This window comes from Streptomyces sp. NPDC051315 (genome assembly GCF_044455165.1).
In the GTDB taxonomy this organism is placed as follows: domain Bacteria; phylum Actinomycetota; class Actinomycetes; order Streptomycetales; family Streptomycetaceae; genus Streptomyces.
Genome location: NZ_JBITEN010000007.1, coordinates 96,104 through 115,064, shown reverse-complemented (window position 1 = coordinate 115,064; position 18,961 = coordinate 96,104). Strand labels below are relative to the sequence as shown.

The window sequence follows — 18,961 nt, the reverse complement described above, 5'->3', positions numbered from 1 at the left end:
CGCCCGCCCTACGGTGACGGCCATGCGCCTGCGACCCCTCCTCGCCACCCTCACCGCCGGCCTGGCGGCGGCCACCTGCCTCTCCGCCGCCGGGCCCGCGAACGCCCACTCACCGCGGCCCGGCCACGCCTGCTCGCCCACCGTCTCCCTCGACCGCTTCTCCGACGCCCTCGACAAGACGGCCTACCAGGGCGCCTTCGTCGGCAACCTCTCCGCGCTCGCGGTGGACGAGGACGGCTCCCTGGCCGCCCTCTCCGACCGCTCCGCCCTCTTCGGCCTGGACGCCTCCACGCTCGCGCCGACCTCGGTCGTCCCCCTCGCCGACGAGGGCGGCGCCGCCCTCGACTCCGAGGGCCTGGTCGTCGACACCGACGGCACCCGCCTGATCACCTCGGAGACCGAACCGTCCGTACGCCGGTACAGCCCCTCGGGGACGCTCCTGGACCGCCTGCCCGTCCCGGACTCCCTGCGGGTCGCCCCGGCCGGCCGCGCGGTCCCCAACGGCACCTTCGAGGGCCTGACCCTGCTGCCCGGCGGCCGCACCCTGCTGGCGTCGACGGAGTACGCGCTCTCCGGCGACAGCGCGGGCACCGTCCGCTTCCAGACCTGGAGGAGGACCGTCGACGGCCGCTTCGCGCTCGCCGCCCAGTACGGCTACCGCACCGACACCGGCCTCGGCGTCCCGGAGGTCCAGGCGACCCCCGACGGCCGCCTCCTCGTCCTGGAGCGCGGCTTCACCTCGGGCGTGGGCAACACGGTCCGTCTCTACCTGGCCGACCCGCGCCGGGCGACGGACACGAGCCGCGTCGAGAACCTGACCGGCCAGGACGGCGTACGCCTGATCCGCAAGACGCTCCTCGCCGACCTCGTGAGCTGCCCGTCACGCGGAGCGACGGCGAAGCAGCCGCAGCCGAACCCCCTGCTGGACAACATCGAGGGCATGGTGATCACGGGCCGCGGCAGGGGCGGGCTGAAGGTGCTGCTGGTGAGCGACGACAACCAGAACGCGGCCCAGACGACGCGGTTCCTCCTCCTCCGGGTGAGCACCGCGGGCTGAGGGGCGCGGGGAACCGCGCGAGCAGCCACCACGGCGCCGCACCCGCTCCGCGGCCGCCCGCGGAGCGATGTGTTGCGGAGGGATGAAATCCGCTTCGGTACACGTTGGTGCCTTCTGGAAGATCAGGACGATCGGAGGGCACCGGCGTGGAACCGCAACGGGGATGGGCACGACGACTGTGGGGCTACGCCTGGCGACACCCCGGGGACGTCGTCCTCGCCCTCGGCTCCTCCCTCGCCGGCATGGCCGTGATGGCGTTGGTCCCGCTGATCACCAAGGTGATCATCGACGACGTGATCGGCGACCACAGCCGCGCCATGGCCCCCTGGGCGGGCGCCCTGATCGGCGCGGCCCTGATCGTCTACGTCCTCACCTACATCCGCCGCTACTACGGCGGCCGGCTCGCCCTGGACGTCCAGCACGACCTGCGGACCGACATGTACGGGACGATCACCCGCCTCGACGGCCGCCGCCAGGACGAGCTCTCCACCGGCCAGGTCGTCGGCCGCGCCACCAGCGACCTCCAGCTCATCCAGGGCCTGCTGTTCATGCTCCCGATGACCATCGGGAACGTCCTGCTCTTCCTGATCTCCCTGGTGATCATGGCCTGGCTGTCCCCGCCGCTCACCCTGGTCGCGCTCGCCGTGGCCCCCGCCCTGTGGTGGATCGCCCGGCGCAGCCGTACGAAGCTGCACCCCGCCACCTGGTACGCGCAGGCCCAGGCCGCCGCCGTCGCGGGCGTGGTCGACGGCGCCGTCAGCGGGGTCCGCGTGGTGAAGGGCTTCGGGCAGGAGGAGCAGGAGACCGGGAAGCTGCGCGAGGTCGGCCGCCGGCTCTACGCGGGGCGCCTGCGCACCATCCGGCTCAACTCCCGGTACACCCCGGCCCTCCAGGCCGTCCCCGCCCTCGGCCAGGTCGCGATGCTCGCGCTCGGCGGCTGGCTCGCCGTCCGCGGGCACATCACGCTCGGCACCTTCGTCGCCTTCTCCACCTACCTCGCGCAGCTCGTCGGCCCGGTCCGCATGCTCGCCATGGTCCTCACGGTCGGCCAGCAGGCCCGCGCGGGCACCGAACGCGTCCTGGAACTGATCGACACCGAGCCCTCCATGAAGGACGGCACCAAGGAGCTCCCGGCCGACGCCCCCGCGACCGTCGAGTTCGACGACGTCTCCTTCGCCTACGAGGACGGCCGCCCGGTCCTCGACGGGCTCAGCTTCGAGATCCGCCCCGGCGAGACCCTCGCCGTCGTCGGCTCCTCCGGCTCCGGCAAGTCCACGGTCTCCCTGCTCCTGCCCCGCTTCTACGACGTCACCCACGGTGCCGTCCTGATCGGCGGCCACGACGTCCGCGAGCTCACCCTCGACTCCCTGCGGGCCGCGATCGGCCTGGTCCCCGAGGACTCGTTCCTGTTCTCCGACACGGTCCGCGCCAACATCGCCTACGGCCGGCCCGACGCCACCGACGAGGAGATCGAGGCCGCCGCCCGCGCCGCCCAGGCCGACCGTTTCATCGCCGAGCTGCCCGAGGGCTACGCCACCACGGTCGGCGAGCAGGGCCTCACCCTCTCCGGCGGCCAGCGCCAGCGCATCGCGCTCGCCCGCGCGCTCCTCACCGACCCGCGCCTGCTCGTCCTCGACGACGCGACCTCGGCGGTCGACGCCCGCGTGGAGCACGAGATCCACGAGGCCCTCAAACACGTCATGGAGGGCCGCACCACCCTCCTGATCGCCCACCGCCGCTCCACCCTCAACCTCGCCGACCGCATCGCCGTCCTCGACGGCGGCCGCCTCGCCGACCTCGGCACCCACGAGGAGCTCCAGGAACGGTCGGCGCTCTACCGCCGCCTCCTCACCGACCCCGACGAGCTGGGCGGCGTCTCCCCCGGCCACGCGCGCCCCGCCGCGCCCCGGGAGGACACCTCCGTACGCGAGGAGCTGGACGCCGAGTTCGACGCCGAGCGCGGGGTCACCCCCCGGCTGTGGACCGGTGACCGCGAGCCCAAGGACACCGCCCTGTCCGGGACGCCGGCCACCCCCGAGCTCCTGGCCCAGGTCGAGGCGCTCCCGCCGGCGACCGACGTCCCGGACGTCGACGAGGCCCGGGCGGTCACCGCCGAGGAGTCGTACGGCCTGCGCCGCCTCCTGCGCGGCTTCGGCATGCCGCTCCTGGTCAGCCTCGGCCTCGTCGCCGTCGACGCCGGCATGGGCCTGCTGCTGCCGGTGATGATCCGGCACGGCATCGACGACGGCGTCACGCGCACGGCGCTGGGCGCCGTATGGACGGCTTCCCTGCTGGCCCTGCTCGCCGTCCTCGCGCAGTGGGCCGCGCAGACCGGTGAGATCAGGATGACCGGCCGTACCGGCGAACGGGTCCTGTACTCGCTGCGCCTGAAGATCTTCGCCCAGCTCCAGCGGCTCGGACTCGACTACTACGAGCGGGAGCTGACCGGCCGGATCATGACGCGGATGACCACGGACGTCGACGCGCTCTCCACCTTCCTCCAGACGGGCCTGGTCACCGCCTTCGTCTCGGTCGTCACCTTCTTCGGCATCATGGCCGCCCTGCTGGTGATCGACGTACAGCTCGCCCTCGTCGTCTTCGCGACCCTGCCCCCGCTGATCGTCGCGACCTTCTTCTTCCGCCGGGCGAGCGTGAAGGCCTACGAACTCGCCCGCGAACGCGTCTCCGTGGTCAACGCCGACCTCCAGGAGTCGGTGGCCGGGCTGCGGATCGTGCAGGCCTTCCGGCGTGAGCGGGACGGCGGGCGCCGGTTCGCGCAGCGCAGCGACAGCTACCGCAGGGCCCGCATCCGGGGCCAGTGGCTGATCTCGGTCTACTTCCCGTTCGTGCAGTTCCTGTCGTCGGTCGCCGCGGCGGCCGTCCTGATCGCGGGCGCGGGCCGCGTCGACGACGCCACCCTGACGACCGGCGCGCTGGTGGCCTACCTCCTCTACATCGACCTGTTCTTCGCCCCCGTCCAGCAGCTCTCCCAGGTCTTCGACGGCTACCAGCAGGCCACGGTCTCCCTGGGGCGCGTCCAGGAGCTGCTGCGGGAGCCGACGTCCACGAAGGCCGCCGACGAGCCGCTGGAGGTCCTCTCCCTGCGCGGCGAGATCGCCTTCGAGGACGTCCACTTCGCCTACGGTGAGGAGGAAGAGGCCCTGACCGGGATCGAGCTGCGCATCCCCGCCGGCCAGACCGTCGCCTTCGTCGGCGAGACCGGTGCCGGCAAGTCGACCCTGGTGAAACTGGTGGCCCGCTTCTACGACCCGACCTCCGGCCGGGTCCTGGTCGACGGCACGGACCTGCGCTCCCTCGACCTCACGTCGTACCGCCACCGCCTGGGCGTCGTTCCGCAGGAGGCGTACCTCTTTTCCGGCACCGTCCGCGACGCCATCGCCTACGGCCGCCCCGACGCCACCGACGCCGAGGTGGAGGCGGCGGCGCGGGCCGTGGGCGCCCACGAGATGATCGCCACCCTCGACGGCGGCTACCTCCACGAGGTGGCCGAGCGCGGCCGCAACCTCTCCGCGGGGCAACGCCAGCTGATCGCGCTGGCCCGCGCCGAACTGGTCGACCCCGACGTGCTGCTCCTCGACGAGGCGACGGCCGCCCTGGACCTGGCCACCGAGGCCCAGGTCAACCAGGCCACCGACCGCCTGGCCGGCCGTCGTACCACTCTGGTCGTCGCCCACCGGCTGACGACCGCGGCCCGCGCGGACCGGGTGGTGGTGATGGACCACGGCCGGGTCGCCGAGGACGGCACGCACGAGGAGCTGCTGGCCCGCGGCGGACGGTACGCGCAGCTGTGGAAGACCTTCGTCGGAGAGCCGGTCGGCACGGCCATCTGAGGCGTCCCGCACCCTCCCGCGTCCGCCCGCGCAACCTTTCGCCCTACGCCGTGCGTCCGTACACCAGTACGGCGATGACGGTAGAGCGGGAGGGGACCGGTAACCGTGGACAGGGGTGCGATACGCCGACGCAGGTCGGCCGTGCCGGCCGTACTGGCCGTGCTGATCACGTCCGTACTGCTCGCGCTCGTGACACCGGGCAGCGCGCGGGCCGCTGCCTCACCGTGCCCCGGCCGGAAGGTGAAGACGGTGTCGTTCTCCACCGGCGCGGTGCACGTGTACAAGAGCCGCGGCTCCGTCTGCGCCTTCACCCTCCAGAAGAACCCCGGCACCAGGAAGAAGATGTCGGTGAGCGTGCAGGCGCGGGGCCACCGTCCCAACCGGCTGGAGGGCAGCCGCACCCGCCGGATCGGGCCGGTCGACGTGTACGCCGGTAACCGGCCCGTCCTGGTCACGGGCTCGGTCGGGCGCGCCTCGGGCAGCTCGGGCTGGTTCGGCTGACGCCGCGTCAGCCCCCGGCCTCGTCCTGATGGCCAACCCCCTCTGGTGTGACGGGTGTTGCTCCGATAGCTTCCGGCGCACATCTGTCTCACAGGGAAGGGTGCACGCGCATGCGCAACGCGCTCAGATGGCTGCTGGCCCTCACCGTGCTCATAGGCACGCTGGGCACGGCCGGAACGGCGACCGCCGCCGAGCCGGAGGCCACGGACATCAAGGACCGGCTTCTCGCGATCCAGGGCATGAGCCTGGTCCAGGAGAAGCCGTACCCCGGTTACCGCTACTTCGTCCTGAACTACACCCAGCCGATCGACCACCGGCACCCTGCCGCCGGCACGTTCCAGCAGCGGATCACCGTGCTGCACAAGGACGTCAGCCGCCCGACCGTCTTCTACACCGGCGGCTACAGCGTCTCCACCAACCCCAGCCGCCGCGAGCCCACCCAGATCGTGGACGGCAACCAGGTCTCCATGGAGTACCGCTTCTTCACCCCGTCCCGCCCCGACCCCGCCGACTGGTCCAAGCTGGACATCTGGCAGGCCGCGAGCGACCAGCACCGCATCTTCACGGCCCTGAAGGCGGTCTACCCGAAGAACTGGATCTCCACGGGCGGCTCGAAGGGCGGCATGACGGCCACCTACTACGAGCGCTTCTACCCGAAGGACATGGACGGCGTGGTGGCCTACGTCGCCCCCAACGACGTCGTGAACAAGGAGGACTCGGCCTACGACCGCTTCTTCGCCACCGTCGGCACCGAGGAGTGCCGCGACCGCCTGAACGCCGTCCAGCGCGAGGCGCTGGTGCGCCGTGAACCGCTGGAGAAGAAGTACGCCGAGTACGCGGCGGCCGAGGGCTACACCTTCGACACCATCGGCGGCCTCGACCGCGCCTACGAGGCCGTCGTCCTCGACTACGTCTGGGGCTTCTGGCAGTACAGCCTGCTCTCCGACTGCGACTCGGTCCCGGCGGACGCGGCGAACGCGACGGACGACGAGATCTGGAACTCGGTGGACGCGATCTCCGGTTTCTCGTTCTACACCGACCAGGGCCTGTCCCCCTACACCCCGTACTACTACCAGGCGGGTACGCAGTTGGGCGCGCCGACGATCCACTTCCCGCACATCGAGAGGCAGTACGTCCGCTACGGCTACCAGCCGCCCCGGAACTTCGTCCCGCGCGACATCCCGATGAGGTTCCAGCCGTTCGCGATGCGTGACGTCGACACCTGGGTGAGGCACAACGCCCGTCACATGCTGTTCGTGTACGGCGAGAACGACCCGTGGGGCGCCGAGCCGTTCCGGCTGGGCAAGGGGGCCAAAGACTCGTACGTGTTCACGGCGCCCGGCATGAACCACGGGGCGAACGTGGCCGGCCTGGTCGCCGACGAGAAGGCGCTGGCGACGGCGCGGATCCTGGAGTGGGCGGGCGTCGCCCCGGCCGCCGTCCGGACGGACGCCTCGAAGGCCGAGCCGCTGGCGAAGTTCGACGCGAAGCTGGACGTCCGCGACGTGGAGCGGGAGCCCGCGCTGCGGCCGTGACGTGCGGTGAGAGGTGACTGACGGCGGGCTCGGAAGGGCCCGCCGTCAGTCGTTCGAGGGGCGGACCGGATCCGCGGACGCGCCGAGCCGTTCCGGCTGCGCAGGGGGCCGAATCCTCCGGAGGGGAAAGGGGCCCGGCGTCAGGCGTACGGCCGGTACGTCAGGCCGTGGCCGATCGGATACAGCACCCGCGTCGGGTCGTCCGCCCGCTGCACCGGCACGGGGAGCACCCCCCGCGGCTGCACGACTCCCGCGATCACCCGTGCGGCGGCCCGCAGTTCGACGTCGGTCCAGGAGTAGGTGGCCAAGCAGGCGTGCACCGGCGGCAGATGAGCCACGTCGTACGGGTTGCGGAGCGCCACGGCCACCACCGGCCGTCCCGTCGCCCGCAGTCGCTCCACCAGCGTCCTCTGCGGACTCGTGGCGGTGACGTTGTACGTTCCCGCCACCACCGCGTCGGCCTCGGCCGCGGCCGTCACCGCCCGCCCGACCGTCCCGGCGGACGGGTCCGTGCCCGTGGACAGGGCCGTCGCCGTGAAGCCCAGCTCGGTGAGGGCGGTGGCGAGGACGCTCGTGGGCGGGCCGGTGGTGCCCGAGGGGGAGGCCGGGTCGGCGCCGACGACCAGGATCCTCGGGTGCGCGCGGGGGGAGAGGGGCAGCAGCGGGCCCTCGTTGACCAGCAGGGTCGTCGTCCGCTCGGCGATCCGGTCGGCCGCGGAGAGGTGGGCGCGGACGCCGACCGTCCGCCCGACGCCGTCCCGGTCGGTGTAGGGGTCGGTGAGCAGGCCGAGCCGGGCCTTGAGACGCAGGATCCGCAGGACCGACTCCTCCAGGCGCTGCTCGGTCAGCTCGCCGCCCCGGACGGCCTGGAGGACGGCGTTCCAGGCGACGTCCAGCTTCGGCGGGTTGAGCAGCTGGTCGACGCCAGCCTTCAGCGCGAGCACGGGGACACGGTCGTCGCCGTACTTCGTCCGGACGCCCGCCATGTCGAGGGCGTCGGTGATCACGACCCCGTCGTAGCCGAGGTGGCCGCGCAGGAGACCGGTGACGACGGGGCCGGAGAGGGTGGCGGGGTCGCCGGAGTCGTCGAGGGCCGGGACCAGGAGGTGCGCGGTCATGACCGAGTCGGCGCCGGCCGCGATCGCCGCCCGGAACGGCGCCGCGTCCAGCTCCTCCCACACCTCACGGGAGTGGGTGATGACGGGGAAGCCGTAGTGGCTGTCGACGGTGGTGTCGCCGTGTCCGGGGAAGTGCTTGGCGGTCGCCGCGACCCCGGCCGACCGGTAGCCGCGGATCTCCGCCGCCGTCAGGGCGGCCACCGCCTCCGGGTCGGCGCCGAAGGAGCGGACGCCGATGACCGGGTTGGCGGGGTTCACGTTCACGTCGGCGACGGGGGAGTGGTTCTGCCGGATGCCCATCGCCCGCAGCTCCCGTCCGGCGAGGCGCCCGAGCGCGCGGGCGTCGGAGAGGGAACCGCCGGCTCCGACGGCCATCGCGCCCGGGAAGAGGGTGGCCGGTCTGCCGACCCGGCACACGATCCCGTGTTCCTGGTCGGTGGAGATCAGCACCGGCAGCCCGCGCGGCTGCTCGAGCGCGGCCCGCTGGATGCCGTCGGAGAGGTCGGCGATCTGCTGGGGGTCCTGGGTGTTGTGCGCCCAGGTGAAGTAGATGACGCCGCCCACCCGGTAACGGGCGATCAGCTCGGCGGCCGTCCGGACGCCCAGCTCCTTGAGGTTGGCGTCCACGTCGGCCTGGTCGGGCGCGGTGGCCGAGTGGCCGTACACGCGGGTGACGAAGAGCTGGCCGACCTTCTCCTCCAGGGTCATGCCGGAGATCAGGGCGCGCAGCCGGCGGTCGTCCGCGTGGGCGGTTCCACCGAGGGCGAGGGCCGTGGTGAGGCCGGCGGTGGCGGCGAGGACGGTACGTCGGGAGGGCATGTGCGCTCCTTCCGGAGGGTTCCGGGGATGCGCACGGTACCTCCCGGAGGGGGCCGCCACCGGCGCTCGGGAGGGGGCGCGCCGATGGCGGCACGCTGACGGCCGCGGTACGGCGGAGAGGGAGGTCAGCGATCGCAGCCAGCAGCGAGGGCCGACACCGCACCGAGGTGACTCATTCCGACAGCTCGGGGGTTGGACGGGCGGGGGCCGGGGCGGGTTCCCCGGCACCGGGCATTTCCGCGAGGTGGTGCCCGGGGAGACCGGGGTGACGCGAGGAGGCCTCGCGGTGGCCGTCGGCGGGCCCGTGCCGGTCGGCCCACGCGGGAAGCGCGGTGGCGCCCCCGCGCCGTCAGTGGTGCGCCGACACCTTCGGCCACTGCTCCTGGAGGACGCCGACCGTCTCCGCGATCGCCGGCCGCCGGGCCGCCCCGGTGCGCCACAGGGCGTACAGCCGTCGTACGGGCATCGGGTCGAGCGGCACCTCGACGGCCCCCGGCGGCATCGGACCCCGGCCGAGCCTCGGGACGAGGCCGACGCCGAGACCGGCGGCGACCAGGGCGACGATGGTCGGGTTCTCCTCGGCCTGGTGGACGAGGTCCGGCTCGTGCCCGGCCGCGCGCAGGGTGCGGACGAGCCAGTCGTGGCAGACGCGTCCCGGCGGCTGGCAGACCCACCGTTCGCCGCCCAGCTCCTCCCGCCGTACGGCCGTCCGCCCGGCGAAGGGGTGGTCCTCGGGCACCAGCAGGTCGCACAGGTCGTCGCCGATCACCGCCTGCTCGACACCGGCCGGGGCGGGCAGCGGTGCGATGTCCCAGTCGTGGACGACGGCGAGGTCGATGGCGCCCTTGGCGACCAGGTCGACGGAGAGGTGCGGGTCGACCTCGGTGAGCCGGGCGTCCAGAGCGGGGTGCCGGCGGGCCAGCTCGGCGAGGACGGAGGGCAGCAGTCCGCGGGCCGCCGAGGCGAACGCGGCCACGCTCAGCCGCCCGGCCGGGACGCCCCGCCGCTCCTCCAGCTCGGTCTCGGCCCGCTCGACGATCGCCAGCAACTCCCGGGCGCGGGCGGCGAGCTGCAGCGCCTCGTCGGTCAGCCGGACGCCCCGGCCCTCCCGCTCCAGCAGCACGGTCCGGGTCTCCCGCTCCAGCTTGGCGATCTGCTGCGAGACGGCCGACGGGGTGTAGCCGAGCGCGGCGGCGGCACCGCCGACGGTGCCGTGGACGGCCACGGCGTGCAGGGCACGCAGCCGCTGGAGATCGAGCATCTGACCCTCCGACCGAGGAACGACCCGGTGAACGACCCACCGTCATTGATTAGCGCTTCTTCATCCAACCATGCAGCAATCCTCGCTGGTGCTTCATGGTCGCGTGCGGCGATCCTCGACGCATGCGACCCGCTCACCTCGCCCTCGCCGTCCTCGTCGCCGCCGTCTGGGGCGTGAACTTCACCGTCATCGAGATCGGCCTCGGCCACTTCCCCCCGCTGCTCTTCTCGGCGCTGCGCTTCCTGGCGGCGGCCCTGCCCGCGGTGTTCCTCGTGGGCCGTCCGAAGGTGGCCTGGAAGTGGATCGTGGCGGTCGGGCTGGTCCTCGGGGTGGCCAAGTTCGGGCTGCTGTTCGTCGGGATGGACGCCGGCATGCCGGCCGGGCTGTCCTCCCTGGTCCTGCAGATCCAGGCGGTGTTCACCGCGGGCATCGCCGCCGTCGTCCTGCGGGAACGCCCCACGCGCCTGCGCCTGTGCGGCATGGCCGTCGCTCTCGCCGGCATCGGCGTGGCCGCCGTGGACGAGGGCGCCTCGGGCCCGCTCGGCGCCTTCGCGCTGCTCGTCGCGGCGGCGGCCTGCTGGGGCGCGTCGAACGTCCTCACCCGCAAGGCGTCCCCGCCGGACGCCCTGAACTTCATGGTCTGGGTCAGCACGGTTCCGGTCCTGCCGCTCCTGGCCCTGTCCCTCCTGACGGAGGGCCCGTCGCGGGACCTGGCCGCTCTGCGCGCGCTGGACTGGCAGGGCGCCGGCACCATCGTCTACGTCGCCTGGATCACGACCGTCTTCGGCTTCGGCGCCTGGGGCTGGCTGCTGCGCCGTCACCCGGCGTCCTCGGTGGCCCCCTTCTCCCTCCTCGTCCCCGTCTTCGGCATGTCCTCGGCCGCCGTGTTCCTGGACGAGCCGGTGAGCGCCCTGCGCTGGTGCGCGGCCGCGCTGCTGGTGGGCGGGGTGGCACTGACCTCGCCGGCCCCGGCACGGCGGGACGTGCGTCCTGGGGACGGGGCGGTACGGGGGCGGCCGGTCGCCGAGGCGGTGGGGAAGCGCTGAGGCTGCCTTCGCAGCGGGGTGCGGGCGTGCGGGGGTGCGGAATGCGGACGAGGGGTGCGGGGTGAGCGGGGCGGGTTGAGTGGGTCGGTGAGGGGGAGCGGGGCGGTGGGGAGGTGCCGAGCTGGGACGACTCCGCTCCCGTGAGACGGGTCGTCCACCCCGTGGACGGGTCCGCGCCCTGGAAGGCGGCCGCGGGATCATCAGGGCCATGGCCCTCGTCGACATCCCCGGTTCCAAGTCCATCACCGCCCGCGCCCTCTTCCTCGCGGCGGCCGCCGACGGTGTCACCACCCTGCAGCGGCCCCTGCGCTCCGACGACACGGAGGGCTTCGCCGAGGGCCTGACCCGGCTCGGCTACCGCGTCGGACGGACCCCGGACGCGTGGCAGGTCGACGGGCGTCCCGAGGGCCCGGCGGTCACGGAGGCCGACGTGTACTGCCGCGACGGCGCCACCACCGCCCGCTTCCTGCCCACCCTGGCCGCCGCCGGCCACGGCACCTACCGCTTCGACGCCTCCCCCCAGATGCGCCGCAGGCCCCTGCTGCCCCTGACCCGCGCCCTGCGCGACCTGGGCGTCGACCTGCGCCACGAGCAGGCGGAGGGGCACCACCCGCTGACCGTCACGGCGGCCGGCGTCGAGGGTGGGGACGTGGTCCTGGACGCCGGCCAGTCCTCCCAGTACCTGACCGCCCTGCTCCTGCTCGGCCCGCTGACCCGCACCGGCCTGCGCATCACGGTCACCGACCTGGTCTCGGCGCCGTACGTCGGGATCACGATCGCGATGATGCGGGCGTTCGGGGTGGAGGTCGTCAGGGAGGGGGACGTGTTCGTCGTCCCGCCGGGCGGTTACCGCGCGACGACGTACGCGATCGAGCCGGACGCCTCGACGGCGAGCTACTTCTTCGCGGCGGCCGCCGTGACGCCGGGCGGCGAGGTCACCGTGCCCGGCCTCGGCAAGGGGGCCCTCCAGGGCGACCTGGGCTTCGTGGACGTCCTGCGGCGGATGGGCGCGCGGGTCACCGTCGAGGCCGACCGTACGACGGTGAAGGGCACCGGCGAGCTGAATGGCCTCACCGTCGCCATGCGGGACATCTCCGACACCATGCCGACCCTCGCCGCGATCGCGCCCTTCGCCTCCGGCCCGGTGCGCATCGAGGACGTGGCGAACACCCGGGTGAAGGAGTGCGACCGGCTGGACGCCTGCGCGGAGAACCTCCGGCGGCTGGGCGTGGAGGTGACCACGGGCCCCGACTGGATCGAGATCCGGCCCGGACCGGTCGCACGCGGCGGCACGCAGATCAAGACCTACGGTGACCACCGCGTCGTGATGTCCTTCGCGGTGACCGGGCTGCGCGCGCCCGGAATCTCGTTCGACGATCCGGGGTGCGTCCGCAAGACTTTCCCCGGTTTCCACGAGGCGTTCGCGCGGCTGCGGAAGGACATCACCGGGTGAGTTTCGAGCTGGAGGGGCCGGTTCTCGAGGGCACGCTGGTCCGACTGGAGCCGTTGGAGCACCGGCACGCGGCCGACCTGGCGGTGGCGGCGGAGGAGAACCGGGGAACGTACGCGTACACCTGGGTGCCGAGGGCCCACGAGATCGGCGACTACGTCGACGCCCAGCTCGCCCGCGCGGCCACCGGCCGGCTCGCGCCCTACGCGCAGATGTCGCTCGCCTCGGGCCGGGCGGTCGGCGCCACGTCGTACTGGGAGCCGCGCTCCTGGCGCGGCGACGACCGGCTGGACGCCGTCGAGGTCGGCTTCACCTGGCTCGCGGGCTCCGCCCAGGGCACGGGCGTGAACGCCGAGGCCAAGCTCCTGCTCTTCCGGCACGCCTTCGAGGAGTGGCAGGTGTCCCGGGTGGACCTGAAGACGGACGCCCGCAACAGCCGCTCCCGCGCGGCCATCGAGAGCGTGGGCGCCCGCTTCGAGGGCGTCCTGCGCAACTGGTCCCGCTCCTGGGCGCCCGGCGAGGACGGCCGCCTCCGTGACTCCGCGATCTTCTCGATCACGGCGGAGGAGTGGCCCGAGCGGCGGGCGCGACTGGAGGAGCGGGTGGCACGGTTGCGGGCGCGGGCCTGACCGACGGCCACCCCGGTCGGCAGGTCAGGTCGTCCTGGCGGCGCTCGCCCCGGCCGCGGTCAGCTCGTCCGCCGCCACCGCCAGTTCCTCCCGTACGGCCGCCATCACCGGATCGCCCTCCGAGCCCGCCCGTACGGCGACGAAGACGTTCCGCGAGGGCGGCTCGCCCGCGGCCGGGAGCAGCACCAGGTCGCGGTGGACGTACAGCGAGCGGACCATGCGGGGGACCAGGGCGACCCCCTGGCCCGCCTCGACCAGGCCGGCCAGCGCGGCCCAGTCGTCGACGGCGTCGCGGATCTCCGGGGTGAAGCCGGCCGCCGCGCAGACCGCACGGGTCACCGCCCCGCAGCAGCTGAACGCGTCGCCGACGATCCAGGGATCCCGGGCCAGCTCGCGCAGCGGCACCTCGGTGCGGTCGGTGAGCGGATGGCCGGGCGGGAGGGCGACGTCCAGGACGTCGGTGAGCAGGTCCTGCCGGGTGTAGCGGCGGTCGGTGGACGGGGGCGCCGCCGCGAAGTCGACGGCCACCGCCACGTCGACCTGCCCGCCGTCGAGCGCGGTGAACAGATCCGGCGGTTCCGCCTCCACGACGTCCACGCGCAGGTCGGGCAGGCGTGCCCGCAGCGCCCGCAGCGCCGTCGGCAGCAGGCCGAGGATGCCGCTGGAGAAGCAGCCGACGGTCACCGCGCCCCGGCCGCCCTCCCCGTACGCCGCCAGATCGGCGCGCGCCCGCTCCAGCTGGGCCGCGATGATGTCGGCGTGGGCCAGGACGACCTTCGCCTGACCGGTGAGGCGCACGCCCCGGCCGTCGCGTTCCGTGAGGGGGACGCCCAGGTCGCGGGCGAGGGCGGCGAGCTGCTGGGAGACCGCCGACGGGGTCAGGTGCAGGGCGGCCGCGGTTCTCGCCACACTGCCCCGGCGCTGGAGCTCGCGCAGGACGGCGAGGCGACGCAGATCGATGGTGAAGGCTGGGCTTAACGGTTCCACGCGGGAAGATTAACTGGACCTTCTTCGCGAGTCCCGGAAATGATCGGGCCCATGGCCACACACTCCTACCTCGTCCTCCACGGCTGGCAGAACCACCGCCCCGAGGGCCACTGGCAGCACTGGCTCGCCGACCGGCTGACCGAGCGGGGACACGCCGTCACCTACCCCCCGCTGCCCGACGCCGACGACCCGTCGCTGGAGGTGTGGCTGCGCGAGCTGGCCCGTCACCTCGACGGCCTCCGGGGCCCCGGCACCGCTGAGGACCCCGGCACCACGGATAGCCCCCGGCACTCCGAACCCCGCGAACCCCGCGAACACCTCGGAGGGGCCGGCGGCCGGGGCGGTGAGCGGATCGTCGTCGCCCACAGCCTCTCCGTCCCGCTCTGGCTGCACGCCGTCGCGCGGGGTGTGCCCGGCGTCGACGCCGTCGACCGCGTCCTGCTGGTGGCGCCGCCCTCCGGCTCCGTCCTCGCCCGTCACCCCGAGGTCGCCGGGTTCGCCCTTCCCGCGCTCGACGCCCTCACGCTCCCCACCCCGACCCGCCTCGTCGCCGGCGACGACGACCCGTACTGCCCGGAGGGCGTCCAGTCCGTCTACGGCGACCCGCTGGGCCTGACCGCTGAGCTGCTCCCCGGCGCCGCCCACCTCGACCTGGACGCCGGTTACGGCTCCTGGCCGTCCGTGCTGGAGTGGTGCCTGGACGCGGACGCGGCGTTCACGGTCCGGCCGGAGCGGTAGCCGGTGGTCCCCCGGGGTCCGGCGCCGAACCCCCGTCCGGCTCCCGGCCCGGTTCGGCCTCCGGTTCCGCCGCCGCCCGGCCCCGCAGTTCCGGTGTCGTGGCGGTCACCCCCGTCACCGCCAGCAGACACAGCAGGCCGCCGGTGATCAGGGCCATCGCGCCGGAGGACCAGCCGGCCACCACACCGGCGCGCAGGTTGCCGAGGTGCGGGCCCGCCTGGCCGACGATCGTCTCGGCCGCGGTGACCCGGCCCAGCAGCGCGTCCGGGGTGCGGGTCTGGACGATCGTCGTCCGGGACAGCACGGCCACCGCGTCCGCCGCGCCGGCCAGCACCAGCATCCCGAGGCCCGCCCACGCGTTCGTCATCACGCCGAACAGGGCGAGCGCCGCGCCCCAGGTGCCGGAGGCGCACAGCATGACCGGCCCCGGCCGGGCCGACCGGGTCACCGGCCCGGAGAACGCGGACGCGGCCACCCCGCCCACCGCGAGCGCCGACAGGAAGAGGCCGAGCGTGCGCGGGTCACCGCCGAAGCGTTCGGCGTTGACCAGCGGGAAGAGGCTCGTCGGCATCGCCAGCACGGTCGCGGCCAGGTCCGTGAGCAGCGCGCCGCGCACCACCCGGTGCCCGGTCAGGAAGCGCAGCCCGTCCAGGACGCCGTGCAGGCCGGGCCGGGACTTCTCGCCCTCGGGCGGCAGCGCGGGCAGCCCGAAGGCGCCGTAGAAGGACAGGCCGAAGCTGGCGGCGTCCAGCAGGTAGCAGACGCCGATGCCCCACCAGCCGAGCACCACACCGGCGACGGCCGGGCCGAGCAGCATCATCGCCTGGCCGGTGACCTGGTTCAGGGCGAGGCCCGCGGCCACCTGGTCCCTGGGCAGCAGCCGCGGCACGAACACCCCTGCCGCGGGAGCGCCGAGCGCCCCGAACGACGACTGCGCCGCGACCAGCCCCAGCACCACGGCCACCGGCACGTGCCCGGTGAAGCCCTGCACCGCCAGCAGCAGCGAGCAGACCGCCTGCCCGACGGTGGCGAGGAGATAGACGCGACGCCGGTCCACCCGGTCCACCCAGGCCCCCGCGAACAGCCCGAAGCCGATCATCGGCAGCGCCTGCGCGAGTCCGACCGCCCCGCTCCAGACCGCGCTGTGGGTCGTGTCCCACACCTGGTACATGACGGTGACCATGGTCATGAAGCTGCCGAGGGTGGACACCGTGCGCCCGATCAGCAGCCGCCGGAAGACGGGGGAGGTGCGCAGGGGGCGAACGTCGAGGAGGGTCCGTCGGAGACTCATGACGCCGCGGTCGCGGCGACGGGCGCGACGGGCGTTGCGGGCTGCTGAGGCACGCCGCGGAGGCTAACCCGCGCCGCCGCGGCCCCGCCAGCCGATTACGGGCCGCCCTCGGGCTGTCCGCCGGTGGTTGCGGGGTGTTTCCGGGCTCGGCCGGTGGGGGCGGGCTCTCTCCGGGCTCCGCCGGTCGCCTACGGGCCGTCTTCCGGCTCCGCCGGTGGTTCCGGGCCGTCTCCCGGCCGGGCCGGTGCTCCCGGGGCGTCTCCCGGTCCGGCCGGTGCTCCCGGGCTGCCTTCCGCCCCCGCCAGTTGCCCACGGACCGCCGCCGGCCAGCGGAAGGTGCCCACCGCCCGCGCCCCGAGCGCCCCGGCACAGCCTCCCGCTCCCGCCAGTCGCCCACGGACCGCCTCCCGCCCCCACCAGTCGATCACCCGCCCCGCCGCGCACCGTCGGCCCCGCGCCTCGGTGACCGACTCACGCGGAGTCGTTGAGCAGCCGGGCGAGGTGCCCGCGCCCCGCGTCCAGCAGACCCTCCAGCGGTTCGGCGGTCTCGTACCACCGCTTCTCGTACTCCCAGCACAGCCAGCCGTCCCATCCGTGCCGCGAGAGGACCTCCACGCACTCGGCGAGCGGCAGCACGCCCGCGCCCAGCGCCAGCGGGGTGGTGTCCTCGGCCGACGTGATGTCCTTGACCTGCACGTACCCGAGATACGGCGAGAGCGCCGCGTACGTCTCCTGCGGCTGCTCACCGCCCAGCCAGGTGTGCATCACGTCCCACAGCGCGCCCACCTGCCGGTGTCCGACCAGGCCGAGGACGCGCATCGCGGCGGCACCCGTGCGGTGCGAGTCGTGGGTCTCCAGCAGGACGCGGACGCCGAGGTCGGCGGCGTACTCGGCGGCGGCCCCGAGCCGCCGGGCGGCGACGGCGTCCGCCTCGGCGGGGGACTGCGCGTCGGAACCGCCGGGGAAGACGCGGACGAACGGTGCGCCGAGGTCGCGGGCCAGACCGACGAGTGCGCGCATCTCCTCGATCACGGGCTCGTCCGCACCGGGCGCGGCCACGCGCGTGTATCCGGCGAGCCCCAGGATCTGCGCGCCCGCCTCTTCGAACACGGCGGCCGCGTCGGTCCGCTCCCGCGGTCCCAGACCGAGGTGGACCGGTTCCTCGGCATGGACGCGCAGTTCCACCCCGTGGTAACCGTGCGCGGACGCGAGCCGCAGCACGTCGGAGAGCGGCAGACCGGGAACACCGAGGGTGGAGAAGGCGAGCTTCATGCTCCTCACTGTGACCCCTGCGCACCACCCCGTCCAGCCGCCGCTCCCGTCACCCCGCACCACCCAGTCGAGCCGCCGCCCCCGTCACCCCCGGCCACTTCCCGTCACTCCCGCGGCACCCCCGAGGACCCCCGCACCATCAACTCGCCCCGGACCGTGGCGATCCCACCGGGCGGCGGCTCCTCCCGGCCCATCGCGATGCGTCCCGCCCGCGCCCCCGCCTCGGCCAGCGGCAGCCTCACCGTCGTGAGGGCGGGGACCGCGTCGATGCTGAAAGGCAGGTCGTCGAAGCCCGCCACCGACACGTCCTCCGGGATGCGCAGGCCGGAATCCCGCAGGGCCGCGCAGGCGCCCAGGGCGACGGAGTCGTTGGCCGCGACGACCGCCGTCAGGGTCGGGTCCCGGCGCAGCAGTTCCAGCGTCGCCTCGTAGCCGGCCCGCCGGTCGTAGCGTCCGTGGACCGTCCAGCGCGGGTCCTCCTCGATGCCGGCGGCCACGAGCGCCGCCCGGTGCCCCTCCAGCCGGTGCCGGGTGGTGGTGCGCTCCTCCGGGCCCGCGATGTAACCGAGCCGCCGGTGTCCGAGTCCGATGAGGTGCTCGGTGAGTTCGCGGCCCCCGCCCCGGTTGTCGAAGGTCAGCGCGATCGCCCCGGTGTCCTGCGCGGGCGGGCGTCCGCACAGGACCACCCGCGTCCCGGCCTCGCCGAGCTTGCGCAGCTTCGAGGCGACCGCCGCCGCGTGCGGCTCGTCCTCCACGGCCCCGCCGGTCAGCACCACGGCCGCGGCCCGCTGCCGCTGCAGCAGGGTCAGGTACGTCAGCTCGCGCTCCGGCGAGCCCCCGGTGTTGCACACCACCGCCAGCCGCTCGCCGCCGGCTCTGCCCCCCGGCCCCCCGATCTCCGACTGGATCGCACTGGCCATGATCCCGAAGAAGGGGTCGGCGATGTCGTTGACCAGGATGCCGACCAGGTCCGAGGTGGCCGCCGCCAGCGCGCTCGCGGGGCCGTTCAGCACGTAGTCCAGCTCGTCCACCGCGCGCAGCACCCGCTCCCGGGTGGACGCGGCCACGGGGTAGTTCCCGTTCAGTACGCGCGACACCGTCGCGGGGGAGACCTGCGCGCGGGCCGCCACGTCCGCCAGGGTCACCGTCATCTCGTCGTCCTCCGGTCGCGCATCTCGTCGTACGTCGTCGTACGCCCAGGTAGACAGCCGTGCCCGGGGCGTGGTTCCCCGGCGTGCCGAGCAGACCTTACGGCCCGGAGCCCCGGATGTTCGCCCCCTCGAACAACTCGGGATGGACACGGTCTTGTCCATACCGCTGGTCAGAGGCTAGCTTCTCCGTAGATAGAAAGCGCTTGCTGTGACGCTGATCAGGACGAGGCGTACGCGGCGCGCACACCCGCGTAC

General features: G+C 74.0%; 14 protein-coding genes. 8 read left to right on the top strand and 6 right to left on the bottom strand.

The window, feature by feature from the left end:
- The first annotated feature begins 22 nt into the window (after positions 1–22).
- From ACIBBD_RS15555 to ACIBBD_RS15540, 4 genes are all read left to right on the top strand, one after another.
- A complete protein-coding gene (locus ACIBBD_RS15555) occupies positions 23–1,057 on the top strand; it encodes an esterase-like activity of phytase family protein (protein WP_399419910.1) in 1,035 nt (344 codons plus the stop codon).
- 146 nt (positions 1,058–1,203) lie between these two features.
- On the top strand, positions 1,204–4,908 hold the full coding sequence (locus tag ACIBBD_RS15550; protein ID WP_399419909.1) for an ABC transporter ATP-binding protein: 3,705 nt from the start codon (positions 1,204–1,206) through the stop codon (positions 4,906–4,908).
- Between the two features lie 105 nt (positions 4,909–5,013).
- A complete protein-coding gene (locus ACIBBD_RS15545; RefSeq protein WP_399419908.1) occupies positions 5,014–5,409 on the top strand; it encodes a hypothetical protein in 396 nt (131 codons plus the stop codon).
- A gap of 110 nt (positions 5,410–5,519) precedes the next feature.
- Positions 5,520–6,944 (top strand): S28 family serine protease, encoded by a 1,425-nt coding sequence (locus ACIBBD_RS15540; RefSeq protein WP_399419907.1) that lies wholly within the window; start codon positions 5,520–5,522, stop codon positions 6,942–6,944.
- A 140-nt stretch (positions 6,945–7,084) separates the two neighbouring features.
- On the opposite strand, the gene ACIBBD_RS15535 is transcribed toward ACIBBD_RS15540, so the two are convergent.
- Together ACIBBD_RS15535 and ACIBBD_RS15530 are read right to left on the bottom strand one after the other, a co-directional pair.
- Positions 7,085–8,881, bottom strand: a complete 1,797-nt coding sequence (locus tag ACIBBD_RS15535) for a glycoside hydrolase family 3 protein (protein ID WP_399419906.1) — start codon at positions 8,879–8,881, stop codon at positions 7,085–7,087.
- A gap of 349 nt (positions 8,882–9,230) precedes the next feature.
- Positions 9,231–10,142 carry a LysR family transcriptional regulator gene (locus ACIBBD_RS15530; RefSeq protein WP_399419905.1) on the bottom strand — a complete coding sequence of 304 codons (912 nt, stop codon included), beginning with the start codon at positions 10,140–10,142 and terminating at the stop codon, positions 9,231–9,233.
- 122 nt (positions 10,143–10,264) lie between these two features.
- Here ACIBBD_RS15530 and ACIBBD_RS15525 point away from each other — a divergent pair, with 122 nt between their 5' ends.
- The 3 genes from ACIBBD_RS15525 to ACIBBD_RS15515 all read left to right on the top strand — a co-directional run bounded on the left by ACIBBD_RS15525 (position 10,265) and on the right by ACIBBD_RS15515 (position 13,267).
- A complete protein-coding gene (locus ACIBBD_RS15525) occupies positions 10,265–11,188 on the top strand; it encodes an EamA family transporter (RefSeq protein ID WP_399419904.1) in 924 nt (307 codons plus the stop codon).
- Between the two features lie 208 nt (positions 11,189–11,396).
- Positions 11,397–12,641: a 3-phosphoshikimate 1-carboxyvinyltransferase gene (gene aroA, locus ACIBBD_RS15520; protein ID WP_399419903.1), complete on the top strand. Its 1,245-nt coding sequence runs from the start codon at positions 11,397–11,399 to the stop codon at positions 12,639–12,641.
- Positions 12,638–13,267: a GNAT family N-acetyltransferase gene (locus tag ACIBBD_RS15515; RefSeq protein ID WP_399419902.1), complete on the top strand. Its 630-nt coding sequence runs from the start codon at positions 12,638–12,640 to the stop codon at positions 13,265–13,267. The genes aroA and ACIBBD_RS15515 overlap by 4 nt, the downstream gene beginning before the upstream one ends.
- Positions 13,268–13,291: 24 nt before the next feature.
- Here the strand turns inward: ACIBBD_RS15515 and ACIBBD_RS15510 are convergent, their stop codons facing one another.
- Positions 13,292–14,254 carry a LysR family transcriptional regulator gene (locus tag ACIBBD_RS15510; RefSeq protein ID WP_399419901.1) on the bottom strand — a complete coding sequence of 321 codons (963 nt, stop codon included), beginning with the start codon at positions 14,252–14,254 and terminating at the stop codon, positions 13,292–13,294.
- Between the two features lie 51 nt (positions 14,255–14,305).
- On the opposite strand from ACIBBD_RS15510, the gene ACIBBD_RS15505 reads away from it, so the two are divergent.
- Positions 14,306–14,992, top strand: a complete 687-nt coding sequence (locus ACIBBD_RS15505) for an RBBP9/YdeN family alpha/beta hydrolase (RefSeq protein WP_399419900.1) — start codon at positions 14,306–14,308, stop codon at positions 14,990–14,992.
- Here ACIBBD_RS15505 and ACIBBD_RS15500 read toward each other — a convergent pair.
- The 3 genes from ACIBBD_RS15500 to ACIBBD_RS15490 form a co-directional block, all read right to left on the bottom strand.
- Positions 14,970–16,283, bottom strand: a complete 1,314-nt coding sequence (locus ACIBBD_RS15500; protein ID WP_399419899.1) for an MFS transporter — start codon at positions 16,281–16,283, stop codon at positions 14,970–14,972. The two genes, ACIBBD_RS15505 and ACIBBD_RS15500, sit on opposite strands and share 23 nt — an antisense overlap.
- 471 nt (positions 16,284–16,754) lie before the next feature.
- Positions 16,755–17,555, bottom strand: coding sequence for a sugar phosphate isomerase/epimerase family protein (locus ACIBBD_RS15495; protein WP_399419898.1), 801 nt, complete (start codon positions 17,553–17,555; stop codon positions 16,755–16,757).
- Positions 17,556–17,659: 104 nt separating this feature from the next.
- Positions 17,660–18,706, bottom strand: a complete 1,047-nt coding sequence (locus ACIBBD_RS15490; protein WP_399419897.1) for a LacI family DNA-binding transcriptional regulator — start codon at positions 18,704–18,706, stop codon at positions 17,660–17,662.
- Positions 18,707–18,961: the final 255 nt, after the last annotated feature.